At 43.6% G+C, this 5,144-nt stretch carries 6 protein-coding genes and 1 pseudogene; 5 read left to right on the top strand and 2 right to left on the bottom strand.

The window, feature by feature from the left end; genetic code table 11:
• Positions 1–247 precede the first annotated feature (247 nt).
• Positions 248–364, bottom strand: a pseudogene (locus PX481_RS08610) (helix-turn-helix domain-containing protein); the annotation flags it as partial.
• 91 nt (positions 365–455) lie between these two features.
• Between PX481_RS08610 and PX481_RS08605 the strand changes: the two are divergent.
• The 5 genes from PX481_RS08605 to PX481_RS08585 all read left to right on the top strand — a co-directional run bounded on the left by PX481_RS08605 (position 456) and on the right by PX481_RS08585 (position 4,966).
• Entirely contained in the window at positions 456–1,445 is a 990-nt protein-coding gene (locus tag PX481_RS08605) for a CAP domain-containing protein (RefSeq protein WP_147069599.1), read from the top strand.
• 268 nt (positions 1,446–1,713) lie between these two features.
• Entirely contained in the window at positions 1,714–2,343 is a 630-nt protein-coding gene (locus tag PX481_RS08600) for a ribonuclease D (protein ID WP_288026676.1), read from the top strand.
• Positions 2,344–2,766: 423 nt separating this feature from the next.
• Positions 2,767–3,417: a DUF3318 domain-containing protein gene (locus PX481_RS08595; protein WP_002756971.1), complete on the top strand. Its 651-nt coding sequence runs from the start codon at positions 2,767–2,769 to the stop codon at positions 3,415–3,417.
• Between the two features lie 114 nt (positions 3,418–3,531).
• A complete protein-coding gene (locus PX481_RS08590) occupies positions 3,532–4,527 on the top strand; it encodes an anti-sigma factor antagonist (protein ID WP_288094385.1) in 996 nt (331 codons plus the stop codon).
• The gene (locus PX481_RS08585) at positions 4,514–4,966 is read left to right on the top strand and encodes an ATP-binding protein (RefSeq protein ID WP_288094383.1); all 453 of its coding nucleotides are present in this window, start codon (positions 4,514–4,516) and stop codon (positions 4,964–4,966) included. Before PX481_RS08590 ends, PX481_RS08585 begins: the two co-directional genes overlap by 14 nt.
• Positions 4,967–4,972: 6 nt before the next feature.
• Here PX481_RS08585 and PX481_RS08580 read toward each other — a convergent pair.
• Positions 4,973–5,144: GUN4 domain-containing protein (locus tag PX481_RS08580; RefSeq protein WP_288094388.1), on the bottom strand; the 172-nt coding region annotated here is incomplete at its 5' end.

Raw genomic sequence — 5,144 nt, 5'->3', positions numbered from 1 at the left:
CCGACCATTGGAGGGATCGGGGGTAAAATTCAGGTACTTTTTCCCTGAAAATTAGGTAACTGACTACCTCAAAATCGGTAAAACCCCACACCCCACACCCCACACCCCACACCCTGCCCCCACCAACAAACTTTTTCAGCAAATCCTACTTAACAGATTTACCCCCCTCTGGTCAACAGGTCGCCACCAGGACTGGGAAAATGGGGAAATAGGGAAATTCAACTCAAACCCCTTCGCTGTGATTTCTCTGTGTTCTGACATGGAGAGCTTTATTGTCAACTAATCTTACACAGTCCAAGGTGTGCCGCAATAGCGACTCTTGTTCTGGTGTTGGGTAAAATCGGTAGCGATCGGCTTTCCCCATACCTGACCTTCTGGCATATATCCTGTAAATGCGCTAGTATTTAACAGTAAATCCAACCTAGAACGGCGGGGTTTCAGACCCAATTTTTTTGATGAAAAGTTTTTTTAAGAAACCTTATCGGTTAGGAATTTTGATGCTTGTATCGACAAGTTTAATGGCCTGTAGTGCCTTAAACTATAGCTCTTTTACGGAACTCGTGCCATCTTTCTCTCCCGCTCCTTCTCCCTCTCCTTTAGATGCGGCAACTTTACTTGTTTTAGAGAATAAAATCTATCAACAGGTCAATCGCTATCGTCTATCTCGCAATTTATCTCCCCTACTGTTAAATCGGGCAATTTCGCAACAGGCAAGATTACATAGCCAACGTATGGCCGCGGGTTTAGTTCCTTTTAGTCATCAAGATTTTGACAAAAGAGCGCAAACTATTGGTGTTTCGGTTCCCTATGAAGCGGTGGGGGAAAATGTGGCAGTTAATCAAGGTTATGATGACCCGGTAATGATTGCTGTGGATGGCTGGATTAAAAGTCAAGGTCATCGGAAAAATATGGAGGGAGATTTTGATAGTACCGGGATTGGAGTAGCGACGGATAATCAAGGAAAATTGTACTTTACTCAAATATTTCTAAAACGTCAATCCGCTCCTGTTTCTACTAATTCCCTTAGCTACGATCCTATCCAGAATCAATCTTTTTTAATTACCCTCGAAGAAAACACTAATTATCAAGTTAATCGCTACCGAATTTCTCAAAATTTACCGCCCCTACGTCTCGATGCTCGTATTAGTCATGAAGCTCGCTTATTTAGTCAAAAAATGGCCCATAAACAGGCTCCTTTTAGTCATGATGGTTTTGCGGGAAGAGTCAAGGCAGTACAAAGGAAGATTCCTTTAGAAAAAATGGGCGAAAATTTGGCTTTTATGAAGGGATATCCTGACCCCGTTAGCGTTGCCGTCAAGGGTTGGATTAATAGCCCCGGCCATCAAAAAAATATGGTTGGTGATTATAATCTCACCGGTATCGGTATCGCTAAAAATAATGTTGGTGAATATTATTTTACACAACTTTTTGTTAAAAAGCGTTGACAAAATCCCCCCGATGATACTTAAATTTAATTACCAGTTTTTAACATCAGTTATCAGTTATCATTTAAGTAGTCGGACATAAATTCTGTGGTCTATCTTAAGAAATGTAAATTGCCGCAATTCTTACTGACGACCGACTCCTTACCCCACAGTTAACTTTACTTTTGTCCAACTACTTATCAGGGAAATAAAGGCAGTCGTGCGATAGGCAAAAGCATTACAAATTTCCCTCCTGTCTCCTGTCTCCTGTCTCCTATCTTCTAACTATATGAACTTAGACAATTTTCAAGTGTGCGATCGAGATTTAAGCGATGACCTATTATCCCGTTATCTAGGGGTTAATTCGATCGCTGTAGATACAGAAACTATGGGATTAATACCGGGGCGCGATCGACTGTGTTTAATTCAACTCTGTGATCCCAGTGGTTTTGTCACCGCTATTCGCGTTTTTAGGGGGCAAACAGAGGCTCCTAATCTCAAAAAGGTCATGGAAGATGAGCGGATAGAAAAAGTCTTTCATTTCGCCCGTTTTGATGTGGCTCAATTATCCCATACTTTCGGCATTGCCACTCAACCGATTTTCTGCACCAAAATCGCCAGTAAACTGGCTCGGACTTATACCAGCAGTCACGGTTTAAAAAGTCTCGTGCAGGAATTGGAAGGCATAGAATTAGACAAAACCGCTCAGAGTTCTGATTGGGGAAATGCCGCTAATCTCACCCCACAACAACTGAGTTATGCTGCTAACGATGTGCGCTATTTACTGTCAGTGCGAGATAAATTAATTGTGATGATGCAAAGGGAAGAAAGATGGGAATTAGCCCAAAAATGCTTTAGTTGTATCCCCATCTTCACCGCTTTAGATTTACAGCAATACAAAGATATATTTGAGCATTAGCCAGCACAAGTTACAGTCTATTTAATAAGTAAATAGAAGAGAGATTTTGTCTTTGATCCCCCCTGCCCCCCTTGATAAGGGGGGTGCCGATAGGCGGGGGGATCGCCCTTGATAAGGGGGGTGCTGATCCCCCCTTAATCCCCCCTTAATAAGGGGGGTATCTGACAATTTTTAACACCCACCTACTTAGTATGATTGACTCCCAATCGAACTTTAAAAACCCAGTTATGGATTGTTTCTCCCCATCTCCCCCACTTCTCACTCCCCACTTCCCCACTCCCCACTTCCCACTTCCCTCACTGATGACTGATTACTGATCACTGAAAATGCTTCCTACTGCCAAAAGCTGCCAAGATCACAAAAAAGACCGCTATGATCGAAAATAGAAATCATCGTCATTGGTAGAGAATAGGTAAAAAATCTATGACATCTTATGCGGCCTCCTCTGCACGAGCCGAAATGAGCGAACTTCGGCGCCTAAAAACCCTACTACCTCCAGAATTACAAAGTTGGGTAACGGTAGAAGGTTCCACAGAGGTTAATCCCCCCCTGATCCGTTGTGAAGAAATTGGCAGAGATGAGGTAGAAATTCAGATAGATTTAGCCAAATGGGAAAATTTAGCCATCGATCAGCGTAATTTGCTCTTTTGGCATGAAGTCGCCAGGATTCAAAATGATAGTATTCCCCGGGAAGGCTGGGAAATGGCCGCCCTCGCTATTGGCTTAGGTGGTGCGGTGGGGGAATTATGGGTACAGGACGGGTTATTATTGCTTTTGGCTATGGGATTATGTGGGATTTCCGGTTATCGTCTCTGGCGCAAAAATAATGGCGATAAAATTCTCAAAGAAGCGATCGAAGCCGATGAAAAAGCGATCGCCTTGGCCACCCGTTTCGGTTATTCTCTCCCCAACGCCTACAAGAGCCTAGGCAGTGCCTTTAAAACCCTAATTGAACAAACGCCCAACCGTCGTCTGCGTAAGCGTTATGAGACCCGTTTAGATGCCCTGAGAAAGAGTGCAGCCAAAGCGAAAGCCCAAACCCAAGGCCGTCCGCCCCTAGGTGAGATTCGTTAGCCGATGATCACAGGTAATCTCTGACATTACCCATTGGTATTTGGGGAAAAGTGTAGTAAACATTTAAGTGGGTCATCAGGCCTTGTTCATCTATCAAACCACCTCTTTGTGTCGATGACTTCCCAAATTCCTGAAACACGTTTTCTGATCATTCCGATGGAGTATCCGGTTTTGCGGATGCCGGATCGCTTGACTGTCTTGGAAGCAGTACAGTTCAAGGATTTGTTTCACCATCTCATCGCCCAAACACCCACTCCCGAAAAAGTCATTCTTGATCTAAATGCCACTCAATTTATGGATAGTAGTGGTGTGGGTGCTTTAGTGCATAATCTCAAAGCGGCTAGGGAAAAAAATATCGAGTTAGCTCTGGCTAACGTCCATCCCCCAGTGATGGGGGTTTTATCGATTACGGGACTAGATCAATTATTCACTTTCCAAACCTCCCCCCTAGCAGCCCAAGAAAAGGGCTTTACTGCCAATGAAAACCATCTACCGGAAACCCATCCCTCGATTCGCAGTTGGTTAAAGCGCGGTCTTGACATTGTTGGTGGAATCGTGGGTTTATTAATCACGGGGGTTATTTTTGTCCCCATTGCTATTGCTATTAAGTTAGACAGTCCGGGTCCAATTTTTTTCAGTCAAACCCGCTGCGGTTGGTTGGGAAAGGAATTTAAAATTCTTAAGTTTCGTTCCATGTGTGTGGATGCAGAAGCACTCAAGGATAAAATCCCTAATCAAGCGGAGGGAGCTTTTTTTAAAAATAAAAATGATCCCCGGATTACCCGGGTAGGAAAATTTTTACGTCGCACCAGTTTAGACGAATTGCCCCAGTTTTGGAATGTGATCACCGGTGAAATGAGTCTTGTTGGCACTCGTCCTCCCACCCCCGATGAGGTGGAACGCTACGATGTTCCCCAATGGCAACGTTTAGATGTAAAACCCGGTATGACGGGAGAATGGCAGGTGAATGGTCGTTCTCGGGTGAGTAATTTTGAAGAGGTAATTCAACTAGATTTGCGCTATCAAGAAAATTGGAGTTTAGGCTACGATCTACAACTGATTTTTAAAACAATTTTGATTCTCTTTCAAAAAAACAGTGGTGCCTTCTGAAGTCTTAAATTCCCCTTCTTCCCCCCTCCAATTCTATCTACAAGTCCGGACGGAATTGGCAGCTTTAATCCCAGTCCTACAATGGTTTGAATCCCACGGCCGTTCTTTTCTACCCGACTCGGTGCTTTGGCAGTGTAAGGTGGCTTTAGCAGAAGGATTTACTAATACTGTCCGTTACGCTCACCAACATTTACCACCGACCACAGCGATCGATCTAGAATTAACTTTTTCGTCCCATTCTCTAGAAATAAAAATATGGGATCACGGTCAACCTTTTGATCTGCAAGCCAAACTTGATTCTCTACAACAACATCCCCTCGCACCTTTGGAAATGGAAAGCGATCGAGGATTACTTTTCATGCGTTCTTTTACTGATACTTTACAATATATCCGCACTGGCGAAGGGAGAAATTGTTTAATTCTCCAGAAAAGCTTTTAAGTCAATTTATCCCCTGCTGGAAACTCCGTCCATCGTACAGGTTTCCAGACGAGAAAAAAGAATTATGCCACCACCCACACCCCACACAAGGGTGGGAAGATGTCCCCAGGGTGCTTTGAGAGAGAAAGTAATTTGATCGTAGTATAACCACTTGTTATTAACTCGCCAACCGACTTTT

The organism is Microcystis sp. M53603_WE2 (genome assembly GCF_030065435.1).
The sequence above is the reverse complement of the archived record's forward strand: the minus strand, read 5'-3'. Positions and strand labels throughout refer to the sequence as shown.

What these genes read in the sequence shown, in the direction of transcription:
- PX481_RS08590 (WP_288094385.1), top strand. Translation starts at nt 3,532, where the DNA reads ATGACTTCCCAAATTCCTGAAACACGTTTTCTGATCATTCCGATGGAG.
- PX481_RS08605 (WP_147069599.1), top strand. Translation starts at nt 456, where the DNA reads ATGAAAAGTTTTTTTAAGAAACCTTATCGGTTAGGAATTTTGATGCTT.
- PX481_RS08600 (WP_288026676.1), top strand. Translation starts at nt 1,714, where the DNA reads ATGAACTTAGACAATTTTCAAGTGTGCGATCGAGATTTAAGCGATGAC.
- PX481_RS08595 (WP_002756971.1), top strand. Translation starts at nt 2,767, where the DNA reads ATGACATCTTATGCGGCCTCCTCTGCACGAGCCGAAATGAGCGAACTT.